Origin of the sequence: Solirubrobacter soli DSM 22325, assembly GCF_000423665.1 — a bacterium.
GTDB classification, from domain to species: domain Bacteria; phylum Actinomycetota; class Thermoleophilia; order Solirubrobacterales; family Solirubrobacteraceae; genus Solirubrobacter; species Solirubrobacter soli.
The window spans coordinates 611,285-625,641 of record NZ_KE384070.1; the positions used below are offsets into that span (position 1 = coordinate 611,285).

At 71.8% G+C, this 14,357-nt stretch carries 10 protein-coding genes; 7 read left to right on the forward strand and 3 right to left on the reverse strand.

Translation table 11 applies throughout. From position 1 onward, the window contains the following. Positions 1-7: 7 nt before the first annotated feature. Both G569_RS0135700 and G569_RS0135705 read right to left on the reverse strand, forming a co-directional pair. On the reverse strand, positions 8-1,843 hold the full coding sequence (locus tag G569_RS0135700; RefSeq protein ID WP_084286070.1) for a lipoxygenase family protein: 1,836 nt from the start codon (positions 1,841-1,843) through the stop codon (positions 8-10). Positions 1,844-1,905: 62 nt separating this feature from the next. Further along, on the reverse strand, positions 1,906-4,782 hold the full coding sequence (locus tag G569_RS0135705; protein WP_211233181.1) for an ATP-binding protein: 2,877 nt from the start codon (positions 4,780-4,782) through the stop codon (positions 1,906-1,908). Between the two features lie 20 nt (positions 4,783-4,802). Here G569_RS0135705 and G569_RS54360 point away from each other — a divergent pair, with 20 nt between their 5' ends. The 7 genes from G569_RS54360 to G569_RS54375 are packed head-to-tail and all read left to right on the forward strand — an operon-like array spanning position 4,803 to position 13,524. Beyond that, entirely contained in the window at positions 4,803-5,573 is a 771-nt protein-coding gene (locus G569_RS54360; RefSeq protein WP_053227473.1) for an SDR family oxidoreductase, read from the forward strand. Between the two features lie 2 nt (positions 5,574-5,575). Then, positions 5,576-6,859 carry an NAD(P)/FAD-dependent oxidoreductase gene (locus tag G569_RS54365; RefSeq protein ID WP_037501262.1) on the forward strand — a complete coding sequence of 428 codons (1,284 nt, stop codon included), beginning with the start codon at positions 5,576-5,578 and terminating at the stop codon, positions 6,857-6,859. Further along, positions 6,856-7,854, forward strand: coding sequence for a hypothetical protein (locus tag G569_RS0135720; protein WP_028066965.1), 999 nt, complete (start codon positions 6,856-6,858; stop codon positions 7,852-7,854). The genes G569_RS54365 and G569_RS0135720 overlap by 4 nt, the downstream gene beginning before the upstream one ends. A 20-nt stretch (positions 7,855-7,874) precedes the next feature. Then, positions 7,875-8,480 (forward strand): hypothetical protein, encoded by a 606-nt coding sequence (locus tag G569_RS0135725; RefSeq protein ID WP_028066989.1) that lies wholly within the window; start codon positions 7,875-7,877, stop codon positions 8,478-8,480. A gap of 5 nt (positions 8,481-8,485) precedes the next feature. Further along, complete coding sequence (locus tag G569_RS0135730; protein ID WP_037501265.1) at positions 8,486-9,817, forward strand: Dyp-type peroxidase; 1,332 nt, start codon at positions 8,486-8,488, stop codon at positions 9,815-9,817. Positions 9,818-9,847: 30 nt separating this feature from the next. Further along, positions 9,848-12,586: an AAA family ATPase gene (locus G569_RS54370; protein ID WP_084286093.1), complete on the forward strand. Its 2,739-nt coding sequence runs from the start codon at positions 9,848-9,850 to the stop codon at positions 12,584-12,586. Then, positions 12,583-13,524 (forward strand): LOG family protein, encoded by a 942-nt coding sequence (locus G569_RS54375; RefSeq protein WP_053227474.1) that lies wholly within the window; start codon positions 12,583-12,585, stop codon positions 13,522-13,524. The genes G569_RS54370 and G569_RS54375 overlap by 4 nt, the downstream gene beginning before the upstream one ends. A gap of 1 nt (position 13,525) precedes the next feature. Here G569_RS54375 and G569_RS0135745 read toward each other — a convergent pair whose 3' ends face one another. Beyond that, positions 13,526-14,185 (reverse strand): orotate phosphoribosyltransferase, encoded by a 660-nt coding sequence (locus G569_RS0135745; protein WP_028066967.1) that lies wholly within the window; start codon positions 14,183-14,185, stop codon positions 13,526-13,528. Positions 14,186-14,357 lie beyond the last annotated feature (172 nt).

Sequence of the window (14,357 nt, forward strand, 5' to 3'; positions counted from 1 at the left end):
GCGCTCCTCACAGCTCGATGTTGCGTTCCCACTGCCAGATCTGCGGCGTGTCCGGTTCGACCCGCTCGATGAAGGAGGCGATGAACCGGCGCAGCTCGATCAGCGCCCCGTTCGAGACCTCGTCGTCGAAGAAGAGGTCGTCCTCCACGCCGCTGATGGGCACGAATGGCACGTACGGGGGCGACGCCCAGAACGTGAAGTAGAAGTAGACCATCGCGCCGATGCTGCCGGTGTTCGGAAGGTAGCCGAGCAGGGTCGCGTTGTCGAACACGGCGTCCGGCTTCGGGATGGTCGCGTCCTGCAGCACGGGCGGGAAGTTCGCGACGAACGTGAGTGCCGGGTTGGCGCTCCCATACAGGCGTGAGCCGCCGTGCGCGACGATGCGGTAGATGAGGCTGTGCAGGACGCGCTTGAGCGCGTCCTTGGAGTCCAGCTCCGGCAGGCCGGAGATGTTGCCGTCTCCGTCGGGACCCGACGCGGCGATCCACCGCCGGACCTCGTGGTCGCTCGCCACGTCGTCGTCGGTCGCGTAGGCGTGCTCGACGTATGTGTCCACGTAGCGGCCGGTCGCCTCCCAGATCTCGAGGAGGTCGCGGGCGATCGGGAACTGGTCCCAGGGCGCGTCGACGCTGAAGTCCGCCTCGGAGAGGCCGAAGCGGGTCAGCGTGTCGGTCGGATCGTCGTCGAAGAACTCGCGTCCGGCGGCGTATCGGTCGAAGAGCTGGAGGAGCTGCGGGGCGGTCGCGATCGACGTCGGCGGAATGCCGGGCAGGGCGTCCCAGCCGAGCAGCAGGAGGTCGTCGAACGGGATGACGTAGCTCGACTGCGGCTCGAGCAGCCGGTAGACCGGGTGCTTCGGCGACAGGTTCTCGAACATCGTCATCAGCATCGCCGCGGTCACGAGATGCCACTGGTAGACGTGGCCGAGCCAGATCCCGAAGACGGTGACGGAGACCTTCGCCGCCTGCAGCGCGTAGACCCAGGCGGAAGCGGACGCACTCGAGCGGCTGAAGACCGTGGGTTCGTTGCCGCCGCCGGCGACGCGGATCGACTCGGGCGTCATCGCCTTGGTCGCCGGGTCCTGGACCATCATGACGACGGTGCTCGGCGTGAAGCGGGTGACGCCGGCGACCTCCTGCGACTCGAGCGTCTCGAAGACGCGCAGGTCGATCACGTACAGCGTCTCGGCGTCCGCTGCCGCGTCGAGCCCTGACGACCAGGCGTCGCCGAAGAGCTCGCGCCAGCGCCCGGTGTCGCGCACCTTCTCGGGCAGGAGCAGGTTGTAGGAGCGCCCGTACCCGGCGATCATCGGCCAGAACGCCTCCGTGGCCTTCTCGGGCTGGGTCACGTCGATGGTCGCCGCCCACTCGTCGACGTGCTGGGCGCCCAGCGCTTGCACGTCCGGGAACGTGGTCCAGGAGATCGTCCCCTGGCGCGCGTCGTCGAGCGGGAGCGTGGTCAGCTCCCCGCCCGGCGTCGCCTTGCTCTCGGTCTGGGAGGTGATCGCGTCGACGATCGCCGGGACGATCTCGAGCGTGTTGCCCTTCAGCAGCCCGCGCAGGTGCTCGATCTGCGCCGCGTCCTTGGCGTCCAGCGCTTCATGGCCGAACAGGAACTCGCGGGCGCGGGCGGTCTTGCCGCCGATGGTGTACGTCTTCGAGAGCCCCTGGAGGGCCTGCTCGCGCTGCTTGAAGCGGATGCTGAGCTTGAACAGCGTGTTCAGCATCCCCGCCGTGTCGATCGGGAAGGCGGGGAGGTTCACGAGGCCGAGCTCGCGGGTCGGGAGCTGGGGCAGCTTGATCGGGGATGTGGATGCTGGTGTGTGAAGCGTTGGAGTGGCCATGGCGCGACGTTCGCACGGTGCGACACGGGTCGCACCAGTGCACCCACGGGTCCCGACGCGGGTCAGACCGCGGCCAGCTCGGAGCCGGAGCGGCCCAGCGCCCCCGCCAGCTCCCGCCGCGAGCGGATCTCGAGCTTCGCGAACACGTGCCGCAGATGCCACTCGACGGTGCGGCGGCTGATGAACAGCCGCGCGCCGATCTCGGCGTTCGAGAGGCCGTCGCGCGCGAGCTCGGCGATCTGCCGTTCGTGCGGCGTGAGGTCGTCGCGGGTGTCGGCGCTGCGCTTGCGGACGGTCTCGCCGGTGGCCAGCAGCTCGCGGCGGGCCCGCTCGGTGAACGCCTCCAGGCCGATCGCGCCGAACTCGTCATGGGCCACCCGCAACTGGACGCGCGCATCCACGCGCCGGTTCTCCCGCCGCAGCCACTCGCCGTAGAGCAGGCGCGTGCGCGCGAGGTCGACCCGCATCCGGCCGCGCCCGAGACGATCGAGCGCCTCCTGGTAACGATCCTCGGCCTGGTCGCCGGCGCTCACCTGGGCGCGCAACCGCGCGCTGACACCGAGCGCCCAATCCGACCCGGCGGCCTGCGCGATCGTCGCGAACCGCTGGCCGGCCTCGGCCGCCGCGCCGTGCTCGCCGACCCGCACCGCCGCCTCGACGAGCTCGGCCATGCCCCAGGCGGCGGCGGCGCTGTTGGTGGGGCAGTCGATCGCCTCCTGCGCGGCGGCGAACGCGTTGCCGTAGTCACCGAGCCCGTTGTAGAGCAACGCGCGGGCCCAGGCGACGACCGTCAGGCTGATGCCTTCCCCGCGCCGGGTCGCGTCCGCGGCCGCGGGATCGAGCACGGTAGCCGCGTCCTGCTTGCGCCCGCGCAGCGCGGCGAGTGCCAGAGCGCCCCAGGGCGTCAGGCCCGCGCCGGTGACCTCGATCGCCACGCGCGCCTCCTCGATCAGGGCGCCGGCCGCCGCGAGCTCGCCGCGGAACAGGTGAACGAAGCTGCGCGAGTGCAGCGCGAGCGGCAGCTCGGACAGCGCGCCGGTGCCGCGAGCCAGCTCGACGTGCACGCGCGAGAGCGTGTCCCAGCGGTCGTCGTCCCAGACCACGGGCGCCGTGATCGTCACCAGCCACAACAGGTGCAACTGCTCCGGCGTGACCGGGCTGTCGGTGAACCGCCGCAATGTCTCCTGGAGCGTCGGTGTGGCTGCGGCACAACCGTCGGCGAACAGCGCCGCCCAGCCGTCGAGCAGGATGTCCTCGGCGCCGCGCGAAGCCGCCGGCGGCAGCCCGGCCTGCACGACCCGCGCGACCGCGCGCACGTCTCCGCCCGGGGCCGCGAGGCGGGCGGCGAACATCGCGGACGAGAGCGCCTCGAGGTAGTGCGCGCGAGCGAGCCGCGCGTCCATGACCTCGATGCGCTGCACCGCGTCCAGCAGCAGGGCCGGGGCCTCGCTGCCGTGGCGGGACGCGAACGCGATCTCGGCGCGCAGAAGGTCCATCCGCGCGCGCTGGAGCGGCTCGGGCGCCTGCGTGGCATCGAGCAGCTGCGACGCGGAGTCGAACGCGCCGGCGTACAGGCCCATCTGCGCTGCCGCCAACGCTCGCGTCACGCGCAGCGTCGGGTCCTGCGTGAGTGCCACGGCGCGCCGCAGGAAAGCCGCGGACGCGGCGACCCCGCCGCGCGCCTGCGCCCGGTCGGCCGAGCGCTCGAGCGCCAGCGCGACCCGCTCGTCCGGTCCCGCGGCCGCCGCCGCCAGATGCCAGGCACGACGATCCGGATCGGCGTCGGCGTCCGTCTCCTCCGCCAGGGCGAGATGGACCGCCCGGCGGTCCTCCGCCGTCGCCGAGCCGTAGACGGCAGAGCGTACGAGCGGGTGCCGGAAGGCCACGCGCTCGCCCACCGCGAGCAATCCGTCCGGTTGGAGGTCCGCCGCCGCGACCGAGATCCCCAGGCGCCTGCAGGCCCGCAGGAACAGCAGCGGATCCCCGATCGGCTCCGCCGCCGCGACCAGCAACAGCCGCCGCGTGTCGTCGGATACGCGACGCAGGAAGCTCGCCTCGATCCGGCCCGTCAACGGCTGCGCCTCGAGCAACCCGAAGCCACCCGCGAGCTCCACCGCGCTCAACCCGCGCGGCAGCTCCAGCAGCGCGAGCGGGTTCCCGTGGGTCTCGGCGATCACGCGATCGCGTAGCCGCTCGTCGAGCGGGCTGGTGATCACCGACCGCAGGAGCTCTTGCGCGGCCGGCTCGTCCAGGCCGCCGAGCTGCATGGTCGGCAGCCGGGCCAGCTCCTCGCTGGGCGATCGCATGGCGAACACGATCCCGACCGACTCGGCCGACACACGCCTGGCGACGAAGGCCAGGGTCTGCATCGACGCACGATCGATCCACTGCGCGTCGTCGACGACACAGAGCAGCGGCCGATCCGCCGCCACCTCGGACAGGAGGCTGAGGACGGCCAGCCCCAGCAGGAAGCGATCCGGTGGCGGGCCGGCGCGCAGGCCGAGCGCGACCGCCAGCGCCCCCTCTTGCGGCGCCGGCAGCCGCGCGAGCCGCTCGAGGAGCGGCGCGCACAGCTGATGGAGCCCCGCGAAAGCGAGCTCCATCTCGGATTCCACGCCCACGGCGCGTTGAAGGCGAACGTCGGGCGCGGCTTCGGCCGCCGACTCGAGCAGCGCGGTCTTGCCGACCCCTGGCTCGCCGGTGATCACGAGCGTGCGGCTCTCGCCCGCGCGCACGGCGTCGAGCAGCTCGGCGAGCAGCCTGCTCTCCCTGCTGCGCCCGACCAGCGACCGTGCTCCTGGACCCAACACGCTCATCGGCCCGCACATCATCGCGCGAACCGTTCCCTCGCACCACCCCTGGGTGCCGCCCGTGCCGAGACCGGTGCCTGCACGGGTGCGACCAGTGGCGCCGGAGACGACCTTGTCGACACCAAGCATCTCCGACGAAGGGAACACCCATGAACGTCAAGGACAAGGTCGCCGTCGTGACCGGCGGCGCCAGCGGCATCGGCCTCGCGCTGTCGACCCGCTTCGCCCAGGAGGGTGCGCAGGTCGTGCTCTCCGACCTCCGCCAGGACGCCACCGAGCGCGCGGCCGCCTCGATCGGTGCCTACCCCGTGGCCGCCGATGTCGGCCGCGAGGAGGACATCAAGCACCTCGTCGAGTCCACGATCGAGCGCTTCGGGCGCATCGACCTGTTCGTCTCCAACGCCGGCATCGCCATCGACGGCGGGATCGAGACGACCACCGAGCAGTGGCAGAAGATCATCGGCGTCAACCTCATGTCCGAGATCTACGCGGCCAAGTACGCGATCCCGCACATGCTCGAGCAGGGCAGCGGATACCTGCTCAACGTCGCCTCGGCGGCGGGCCTGCTGGTGATCTACGACACGGTCTCCTACACGGTCACCAAGCACGCGGCCATCGGCTTCACGGAATGGCTGGCCTCGATGTATGAGGACCAGGGCATCGGCGTCAGCGTGCTCGTGCCCGCGGCCGTGCGCACGCCGATCCTGGCCGGCAAGTTCGACACCCCCGAGGGCCGGGACGCGATCACCACCGACAAGCTCGCCGACATCGTCATGGACGGGCTCGCGGAGGAGCGCTTCCTGATCAACACGCATCCGTGGGTGCTCGACAAGTTCGCGGTCAAGGGCCGCGACTACCAGCAGTACATCGAGATGATGCGCGCCGGCCACGCCGCCGAGCTCGCAAGGACGGCGGCGTAGTCATGCACCGCGTCGTCATCGTCGGCGCAGGGTTCGCGGGGTTGTTCGCCGCGAAGGCCCTGCGCCGGGCGCCGGTCGAGGTGGTGGTGGTCGATCGCACCAACCATCACCTGTTCCAGGCGCTCCTCTACCAGGTCGCCACGGGCGTGCTGTCCGAGGGCGACATCGCACCGCCGATCCGCGACGTGCTGCGCCACCAGCGCAACGCGCGCGTGGTGCTCGGCGACGTCGTCGACGTGGACGTCGACGAACGGGTGCTGACGGTCGACACGCCGGAGCGTTCGATCGAGCTGTCCTACGACAGCCTGATCGTCGCCGCCGGGGCGTCGCAGTCGTACTTCGGCCACGACGAGTACGCCGAGTACGCGCCCGGCATGAAGACGATCGACGACGCGCTCGAGCTGCGCGGGCGGATCCTCGGCGCCTTCGAGGTCGCCGAGCTCGAGCCCGACGCCGCCGCCCGTGCGCCGTGGCTGACGTTCGCGATCGTCGGCGCCGGCCCGACCGGCGTCGAGCTGGCCGGCCAGATCGCCGAGCTCTCGCGGCGCGCGCTGGGCGCGAACTTCCGCCGCTTCGATCCCCGCGACGCGCGGATCGTGCTGCTCGACGCGGCCGACAGCGTGCTGCCGAGCTATCCGGAGCGGCTGCGCAAGCGCGCGGCGCGCGATCTCCAGCGCCTCGGGGTCGAGTTGCGCCTGGGCAGCCCGGTCGTCGGCGTCGACGAGACCGGCGTCGATCTCGCGGGCGAGCGCATCGAGGCCCGCACGAAGATCTGGGCGGCCGGCGTGCAGGCGTCGCCGCTGGGCGAGCTGCTGGCCGAGCGGGCGGGCGCAGGCGTCGACCGCGCCGGCCGCGTGGAGGTCCAGCCGGACCTCACGCTGCCAGGGCACCCCGAGCTCTTCGTCGTCGGCGACCTGATGGCGCTCGACGGCCTTCCCGGTGTGGCCGAGGTCGCGATCCAGAGCGGCCGCCACGCCGCGCGCACGATCGCCCGCCGGCTGCGAGGAGGCGAGGCCGCGCCGTTCCGCTACCGCGACCTCGGCACCATGGCCACGATCGCGCGCTTCCGCGCGGTCGCCGGCATCGGCCCATTCGGCGTCACCGGCTTCGCCGGCTGGGTGCTGTGGCTCGTCGTCCACCTCGCGTTCCTGACCGGGTTCAAGAACCGCTTGGCAGCGGTGGCCGACTGGGCCGTCGCGTTCCTCGGGCGCGGCCGGCGCCAGCGCACGATCACCGAACAGCAGGTGTTCGCCCGCACTCGACTCGAGAAAGCAGGTGCGAGATGACCACCCAACGCATCCAGACCAAGCTCGCGCTCGGCGCGCTGCTCGTCCCGCTCTTCTTCGTGATCGGGTTCTCGCTGAGCATCATCGGCACCTACCACAAGCCACATCCGAACGGCATCACGATCGGCGTGGTCGCCCCGCCGCAGGTGCAGGCCCGCCTCGCGCTGGCCGCCCCGCCGGCGTTCGTCATCCGCCCGGCGGCGACCGTCGCCGAAGCGGCGCGCGCCGTGCGCGAACGCGAGCTCAAGGCGGCCTTCGTCCCGTCCCCGGACCCGCGCCGGCCGGCGACGGTGATCGTCGCCAGCGCCGGTGGGCGCCTGACCGCGGCGGCGGCCGAACAGTTCCTGCGCTCGGTCACGACCGCGCAGGGCGGCCGGCTCACGGTGCGCGACGTACGCCCGCTCGCGCCCGGCGACCCGATCGGGATCGGCGTGTTCATGTTCATGATCATCTCGACCATCGGCGGCTACCTCGCCGTCACCGTCCTCGCGACGATCGCGCCGACGCTCGAACCTCGCCGCCGCTACGCGATGATCGCGGGCGTCGCCGTCCTGGTGCCGACGATCGCCTACCTGATCGGCGGCCTCGCCTACGGCACGTACACCGGCTCGTTCGGGACGATCCTGGCGTTCATCGGCGTCGGTGCGCTCTACACCTTCGTCATCGGCCTCGTCACGCGCCTGCTGCAGGTGCTCCTCGGGCCGCCCGCGTTGTTCGTGTCGCTCGCGATCTTCGTCTTCCTGAACATCCCGAGCCTCGGCGCGACCTACACGGACACGATGCTCGGAGGCCTCTGGCGCTTCCTCAACCAGTTCTGGCTGGGAGCGGAGACCGTCAACGCCGAGCGCAGCATCCTCTACTTCGGCGGCCAGGACGTCGGCACCGATCTGCTCAGGCTGCTCGCCTGGACGGCCGTCGTCGTCGCGCTGCTGTCACTCCCGGTCGCTCGCAAGCTCGGGCGCCCGGTGCTCACCCGCGCCCTCAGAACGGCGTGAACTCGAAAGGAGAAGCAACAATGACCACCATCGAACATTCGGCGGTCGAAGCCAGGATCGCCCAGTTGCGCGAGCTCTTCGCCGACGCCCCCGAAGTGGGCAAGGTGGCGCTCGAGAACGTGATCGAGCAGCTGCGGTCCGATGCCGCGACCGCGCCGCCGCCGCCCATCGAGAGCGCCGGCCGCGTCGGCAGCCGGCTCGGCAAGGTGTCCGAGCTCACGATCCTCGTCCCGCTCGCACCGGGTGGCGGCCGGCGGCTGCGGACGTTCCTGCAGCTGTTCGGCGGCAACCTCGCCGGCGCCGACGACGTCGGAAGCGTGCACGACATGCGCTTCGTGTTCCTCGACGACGACACGCGGATGCTCTTCGCCACCGCGTACGACGGGGACTGGGACGCCTACATCGACGACTTCGCGACCAAGATCCCGGACTTCCTGGACATCATCGACTCGGCCTGGGAGGGTTGGCCGGGGATCCGCAGCCCCGAGGCCAAGGACTACCTGGCCGCCCATCAGGTCACCGCCGAGGGCTGGTACGTGGCCAACGATCTGACGGTGGCCGAGACGCGCCGCCTGAAGAAGATCGGCCAGGCCGTCGACGAGTTCCTGGACAAGATCGGGGACTGAGCGCAATGGCACCCAACGACCGGCTCGAGCTCGATGACATCCAGGCCACAGTGCTGCGCTATCGGCCTGAGCCGTACTACGGCACGCACGTCATGCTCCGCGTGGACGATGCCCGAGCCGGTCGTGAGCTCCTGCGCAACCTCGCTCCTCACATCGACTCCGCCGCCGAGTGGTGGCGGACCGGCGAACCGTGGATCGCGGCCGCGATCACCTACCCCGGGTTGGTCGCTCTGGGCCTGCCGGCGGAGTCGTTGGACAGCTTCCCCGAGGCGTTCCGGGTCGGCATGGCCGGCCGTTCCGGGCAGCTGCTCGACGTCGGCGACAACGACCCCGCGCAGTGGCATCGACCGTTCGGGTCCGGCGAGATCCACCTCGGTGTCAGCGTGTTCAGCGACTCCGAGGAGGCGTGGCGCCAGACGCTGGAGACGGCCCGGCAGCACTATGAGGGCCGGCCAGGCCTGACCGTTGTCGCGACGCAGGACTTCGGGGCCCAGCCGGGCGATCTCAACCCGCTCGGCTACCGCGATTCGATCGGTCAGCCCGCGATCGAGGGCAGCTGCGTCGAGCCGCTGCCCGGTCAAGGCCGGCCGATCAAGGCGGGCGAGTTCATCCTCGGCTACCCGGGGGAGAGCGGCGTGCCGCTGCCCGCGCCGGTGCCGGACGTGTTGGGCCGCAACGGCACGTACGTCGGGCTGCGCAAGTACGAGTCGCGGGTCGCCACGTTCAACCGCTTCCTGCGCGAGCATGCGCGGACCGATCAGGAGCGTGAGCTGCTCGCGGCCAAGCTGGTGGGTCGCTGGCGCAGCGGGGCGCCGCTGACGCTCGCGCCCGAGGCTGACGATCCTGTGCTCGGCGCGGACCCATCACGCAACAACGACTTCACCTACGCCGCCGATCCCCACGGCCACCAGGTGCCACTCGGCTCGCACATGCGGCGCATGAATCCGCGCGACACCGAGATGGCGCTGCTCGCCGACGTCAACATCCACCGCGTCATCCGGCGCAGCACGGGCTACGGGAAGCCCTACGATCCAGACGCGTTGAGCGATGAGGACGACCGCGGCCGCGGCCTGTACTTCATCTTCCTCAGCGCCAAGGCGATGGACACGTTGGAGTTCCTCCAGCGCGAGTGGATCAACAACGGCAACTTCATGAGCCTCGGCCCCGAGCGTGACCCGAACGTCGGCCTCCAGGAGGACGGCGCGACGTTCACGATCCCGCAGGCGCCGGTCCGGCGGCGCATCCATGGGATCGAGACCTTCAACGCGCTGCGCGGCGGCGAGTACTTCTTCCTGCCCTCACTGAGCGCACTGCGCTGGATCGCCGACCTGGCGTAGCGGTAATGTCGGCCGGTGGACCGGCCGGCGGTGAGGCTCCTGGGACGGCAGGCGGAATGCGACTTCCTGAACGCCGCGCTGGCCGAGGCGCGTGAAGGCCGAAGCCGCGTCGTCGTACTGCGTGGAGAGGCCGGCGCGGGCAAGAGCGCGCTGCTGGACTTCGTCGTCGGGCGCGCCGAAGGGTGGCGCGTGTGCACGGCGGTCGGCATCGAGTCCGAGATGGAGCTCGCGTACAGCGGGTTGCACCAGCTCTGTGCGCCGATGCTCGATCACCTCGACCAGTTGCCCGGCCCGCAAGAGAACGCGCTGCGCACGGTCTTCGGTCAGCAGACCGGCCCACCGCCGGATCGATTCCTGGTCGCGTTGGCCACGCTGACATTGCTGGCGGAGGTCGCCGAGCGCCGACCGCTCCTGTGCGTCATCGACGACGCCCACTGGCTCGATACCGCCTCGGCGCAGATCCTGCTCTTCGTCGGCCGCCGTCTGCTCGCGGAACCGCTCGCGCTCGTCTGCGCGGCGCGCAGTCCGTTCGATCCCGAGGTCCTCGTCGGGCTGCCGGAGCTGCGCCTGCGCGCACTCGGCGTGGTCGACGCCCGGGCGCTGCTGATGGGCAACCTGAACGTCCCGTTCGACGCCGCGGTGTGCGAGCAGATCGTCACCGAGAGCCGCGGCAACCCGCTCGCCCTGCTCGAGCTGCCGCGGACCTGGAACGTCGCCGACATCGCGGGTGGCTTCGCGCTCCCCGCTCGGCATGCCGTCGCGAGCAAGATCGAACAGAGCTACGCCAAGCGCCTCGAGTCACTCCCGGCCGACACGCAACTGCTCGTCCTGGCGGCCGCCGCGGAGCCGCTCGGCGATCCGCTGCTGCTGCAGCACGCCGCGCGGTACCTCGGCGTCGACATGACCGCGTCCGGCGCGGCCGTGGACGCGGGGCTGGTCAACGTCGGCGCGCGCGTGTCCTTCGCGCACCCGCTGGTGCGCTCCGCGGCCTACGGTTCGGCCACGGACGAGGAGCGCCAGCGCATCCACTTCGCGCTGGCCGAAGTCACCGACCCTGAGCGCGACGCGGACCGGCGCGCGTGGCATCGGGCGCGGGCGACCGTGGGAGCCGACGAGGACGTCGCGGCCGAGCTCGAGCGTTCGGCCGAGCGTGCACAAGCCCGTGGGGGCGTCGCGGCGGCGGCGGCCTTCCTCGAGCGCGCGGCGGCGCTCTCGCCGGATCCGGGCCGGCGCGCGCGCCGCTCCCTGGCGGCCGCCGAGGCCAAGCAGTTGGCCGGATCGCCTGAGGCCGCATCGGCGCTGGTCGTGGCCGCCACCGCGGGCCCGCTCGATCCGCTCGACAGCGCACTCGCCAAGCGCCTGCAGGGTGAGATCGCCATGGGCCTCCGGCAGGCCCCGGCGGCATTCCCATTCCTCCTCGACGCGGCACGCCTCCTGGAATCGGTGAACCCGGATCTCGCACGCGACACCTACCTGAAGGTGTTGCAGGCCGCGAGCGTCGCCGGCCGATTCGCCCCGCACATGACGCGCTCGGGTGCCGAGGCCGCCCGCGCCGCGCCGCCTCCGGACGGCACACCGCGCGCCGTCGACCTGCTCGTGTCCGGCCTGGCGGTCCGCTTCACCGACGGTCATGCCGCCAGTGCGGGACTGCTCAAGCGCGCGGTCGACGCCCTGCGAGAGGAAGGCCCGCAAAGCGTTCGCTGGCCGGTGTTCGCGCGGCGGATCGCCTTCGATCTCTTCGACCTCGAGGCGTGCCGTGCGCTCGCTACTCCTGGCGTCGAGCTGGCGCGCCGGCGAGGCGCTCTGGGCCTGCTCCCGCATGCGCTCGAGCTGATGTCACTCCCGCGGGTCTTCGCCGGCGATCTCGACGGGGCGGAGACCCTCCTCCAAGAGGCCGACGCGATCGCCGAGGCGACGCATACGGAGCCGATCGGGTTCGCGCGCTTCACCCTCGCGGGCTTCCAGGGTGACGAGGAGGCGCTGGCGGCGCTGAGCGCCGCCGTCGTGCCGAGGGCGACCACTCGCGGCGACAGCATGACGGTGACGTTCGGGGAACACGCCCGCGCGCTCGCGTTCAACGGTCTCGGCCGCTACGACGCGGCGCTCGAAGAAGCGCAGAGCGCCGTCGCGCACGATGAGCCGGCCACCTCGACCTGGTCGTTGCCCGAGCTGATCGAGGCGGCCGTCCGGTGCGGCGCCGATGCGGCCGCGGCGGACGCGTTCGAACGCCTCAGCGAGCGGACGCAAGCCGCCGGGACCGAATGGGCGCTGGGCATCGAGGCGCGGTCGCGCGCGCTGCTCGCAGCGGAGCCCGAGGATGGCTATCGCGAGGCCATCGACCGCCTGGGGCGTGACGGCGTGGTGCCGGAACAGGCCCGCGCGCACCTGCTGTACGGCGAATGGCTGCGCCGCGACGGCCGGCGCGTCGATGCGCGTGAGCACCTCGAGCTGGCGTACGGCATGTTGAGCGCGATCGGCATGCGGGCGTTCGCCGAGCGGACACGCCGGGAGTTGGAGGCTACGGGCGCGACCGTACGCAAACGGACGCCGGACACGCTGGACGATCTGACCGCCCAGGAGACCCAGATCGCCGAGCTCGCGCGCGACGGCTATTCCAATCGCGAGATCGCCGGCCGGCTGTTCCTGAGCGCGCGGACCGTCGAGTGGCATCTGCGCAAGGTCTTCGCGAAGCTGGGGATCAAGTCGCGACGCGAGCTCGAGTCGGCGCTGGAGCGATCGCCCGCCCTGGCCGTCAGAGGCGGGGCGTGAACCGGCCGTACGCGGTCCGGCCGGATCGCTTGTACACGCGGGACTTCCTGATGCAAGGGTGGCGCCCCGGCGCGGACCACTCCGTGACCCTCGACGGCCGCATCTATGACTACGTCAAGGCGCACGGCGGTCGCGCGCCCGACATGGATGAGGGCCTGGCGCAACGAGTCCACGATCACTACATCGATGTCGCGCTGGCGGCGTTCCTGATGCGGACCGGCCGGCCGGTGGTCGGGATCATGGGCGGGTCGACGACGACGGCCGCCGACGGCAACTACCGGCGCGTCGTTCGCCTGACGGCCGCGTTGACCCGGCGCGGGTACCTGATCGTCTCCGGCGGCGGGCTCGGGATCATGGAGGCCGCCAACCTCGGCGCCTACCTCGCCGATGCCTCGGACACGGAGCGCGATGACGCCGTGGACGCGCTCGCGGCCGCTCCGCCATGGGTGCGCGACGCGGCCGGATACATGGGCGTCGCGGACGGGATCCGGGAGCGCTTCGCGCCGGGCGGGACGAGCTTGGCGATCCCGTCGTGGGTGACGACGGGCGAGCCGATCAGCCAGTTCGCGTCGCACATCGCCAAGTACTTCTCCAACAGCATCCGCGAGGACGGCCTGCTCGCGGTGGCCACGGCGGGCATCGTCTTCGCGCCGGGCGGCGCGGGCACGATGCAGGAGATCTTCCAGGATGCCGCCCAGAACGCGTACCGCGTGTTCGGTCGCAGCCCGATGGCGTTCCTCGACGCGCACCACTATTGCGACGAGACCGGCCTCTATCCGGCGCTGGCGCGCCAGGCCGCGAGGCTGGGATTCGCCGACCTGTTGAGCATCGCCGACGAGCCGGAGCAGCTCCTGGATCGGTTTCCGGCGGCGCCGGCGCTTCCGGCCCTGGGCGACATGGCGCCGGAGATGCTCGTCCGGCGCATGCGCAATCGCTGACTCACGCTGCGGCGAGGAGCTCCCAGCGCGGGTCGTCGCTGCTCCAGCGATTGACGATCGCGTCGACGCTGAGCGTGTGGACGGCCTGATCGAGGATGCCGTTGGCCGCCGCCAGTTCGAGGACCTCCAGGTAGGTGCTGACCGAGTCCGTCGGCAGCGCGGCGGCGACGCTCGTGACGCTGTCGGCGACGTCGCGCATGTCGACGAGGACGAACACCCCGACGACCTCGGCGCCCTCCTCGGTCAACGCGGCGGCGAAGCGCTCGACGGACGCGCCGCTCGCGACGGCGTCGTCCACCAGCAGGACGCGCCGACCCGCGACCTCCGCCCCGCGGACCCGCGGCTCGTCGACCTCGTGGCCGCGATACCCGGGCTTGCGGACGAACGCGAACGGCAAGCCCGCCGCCAGCGAGATCGCCGCGGCCAGCGGCACGCCGGCCGTCTCGGCGCCGACGATGGCGTCGACGCCCAACTCGTGGGCGAAGCGCGCGCCCCGTGCCCCGAGGTCGTGCAGGAGCGCAGGATCGGCGAAGGCGCTCTCCAGCGAGAGTGGATGGATCGGCGTGCGGCCGCCATCCCAGCGGCTGGCGCCGGCGCGGACCAGCCCGGGGGCCAAGGCCAGCCGAGTTGCGAGATCTTCGGTGGGGGAGTGCTGGTTCATGTCGCCAGCGTCCCGCGCGGCACCCTGGCTCGCACCCGGGGGTGCCACTGGTCGCACCAGGGCGAGTGCACGTGTCCTCGCCGACCAGTCGGCCCACCAGTGCGAGCACGGGTGCGACGAGAGCGGCGCCGCGCGACCGTGGTGGCACCTGAACATCCCCGGCCCACGGAGG

What these genes read in the sequence shown, in the direction of transcription:
- G569_RS0135700 (WP_084286070.1), bottom strand. Translation starts at nt 1,843, where the DNA reads ATGGCCACTCCAACGCTTCACACACCAGCATCCACATCCCCGATCAAG.
- G569_RS0135705 (WP_211233181.1), bottom strand. Translation starts at nt 4,782, where the DNA reads ATGCTTGGTGTCGACAAGGTCGTCTCCGGCGCCACTGGTCGCACCCGT.
- G569_RS54360 (WP_053227473.1), top strand. Translation starts at nt 4,803, where the DNA reads ATGAACGTCAAGGACAAGGTCGCCGTCGTGACCGGCGGCGCCAGCGGC.
- G569_RS54365 (WP_037501262.1), top strand. Translation starts at nt 5,576, where the DNA reads ATGCACCGCGTCGTCATCGTCGGCGCAGGGTTCGCGGGGTTGTTCGCC.
- G569_RS0135720 (WP_028066965.1), top strand. Translation starts at nt 6,856, where the DNA reads ATGACCACCCAACGCATCCAGACCAAGCTCGCGCTCGGCGCGCTGCTC.
- G569_RS0135725 (WP_028066989.1), top strand. Translation starts at nt 7,875, where the DNA reads ATGACCACCATCGAACATTCGGCGGTCGAAGCCAGGATCGCCCAGTTG.
- G569_RS0135730 (WP_037501265.1), top strand. Translation starts at nt 8,486, where the DNA reads ATGGCACCCAACGACCGGCTCGAGCTCGATGACATCCAGGCCACAGTG.
- G569_RS0135745 (WP_028066967.1), bottom strand. Translation starts at nt 14,185, where the DNA reads ATGAACCAGCACTCCCCCACCGAAGATCTCGCAACTCGGCTGGCCTTG.